Below are 984 nucleotides of genomic sequence, written 5' to 3'. Positions count from 1 at the left end.
GTCGGTGGGGTAACCGCAAGGAGCCAGCCGCCGAAGGTGGGGTAGATGATTGGGGTGAAGTCGTAACAAGGTAGCCGTATCGGAAGGTGCGGCTGGATCACCTCCTTTCTATGGAGTCCATGACAACTGCAGGTTGTCGGACAAACAAAGTTTCTTCACTCGTGTTCAGTTTTGAAAGGGCAAGATCCTTTCGGGCAGCTGTAGAAGCTGCACTCGTTTGGTGATGATGGCGGAGGGGATCCACGCGTTCCCATCTCGAACACGACCGTTAAGCCCTCCAGCGTCGATGGTACTTGAACCGAAGGGTTCTGGGAGAGTAGAACGTTGCCAAGCGAGCCCACAGCGAACGCTTTCGAAGAAAGCAAGCTTCGAAAGATCGTAGGTGGGTTTTTATTTTGGGCCCTTAGCTCAGCTGGTTAGAGCGCACCCCTGATAAGGGTGAGGTCGGTGGTTCGAGTCCACTAGGGCCCACCATACAAAACTTCATAAAGGAAGTACCGAGGTTATGCCTCGAAGCCATGCTTCACTTTTGAAGTGAATATGGGGCCATAGCTCAGCTGGGAGAGCGCCTGCCTTGCAAGCAGGAGGTCAGCGGTTCGATCCCGCTTGGCTCCACCAACAACGATCGTTTCAGGTAAGAATTTCTCGGAAATTCGACTTGAAATGAGCGAGTAAGATGTGATAAGATACTTTTTGCCGCTGGTGAGGCGGTAAAGAAAGTCGAATCACAGCATATCTGTTGACAACTTAACAGTTGCGACATTGTTCCTTGAAAACTAGATAACGAAACGAAACGTAAAGCGTGAAACTTAGAAATCCTTTTCGTTGACTGTGTCACAGCAGTTAATGAAAGTACGTTCTAGTGGTTAAGCTAGAAAGAGCACACGGAGGATGCCTAGGCGCTAGGAGCCGAAGAAGGACGTGGCGAACGACGAAATGCCTCGGGGAGCCGTAAGCAGGCTTCGATCCGGGGATGTCCGAATG

The 984-nt window shown here is 51.0% G+C and carries 2 tRNA genes and 3 rRNA genes; all 5 read left to right on the top strand.

Annotated features, from left to right (window positions below):
• Window positions 1-108 (top strand): 16S ribosomal RNA (locus AC3G2T_RS38720); the annotation flags it as partial.
• A gap of 108 nt (window positions 109-216) precedes the next feature.
• Window positions 217-333, top strand: a 5S ribosomal RNA gene (gene rrf, locus AC3G2T_RS38715).
• 64 nt (window positions 334-397) lie between these two features.
• Window positions 398-474, top strand: a tRNA-Ile gene (locus AC3G2T_RS38710).
• Between the two features lie 68 nt (window positions 475-542).
• A tRNA-Ala gene (locus tag AC3G2T_RS38705) sits at window positions 543-618 on the top strand.
• 246 nt (window positions 619-864) lie between these two features.
• A 23S ribosomal RNA gene (locus tag AC3G2T_RS38700) occupies window positions 865-984 on the top strand; the annotation flags it as partial.

The sequence above is a fragment of the Paenibacillus sp. sgz302191 genome (genome assembly GCF_057749925.1).
Note: the sequence above shows the minus strand (reverse complement) of the source record. Positions and strands in the feature narration are given on the sequence as shown.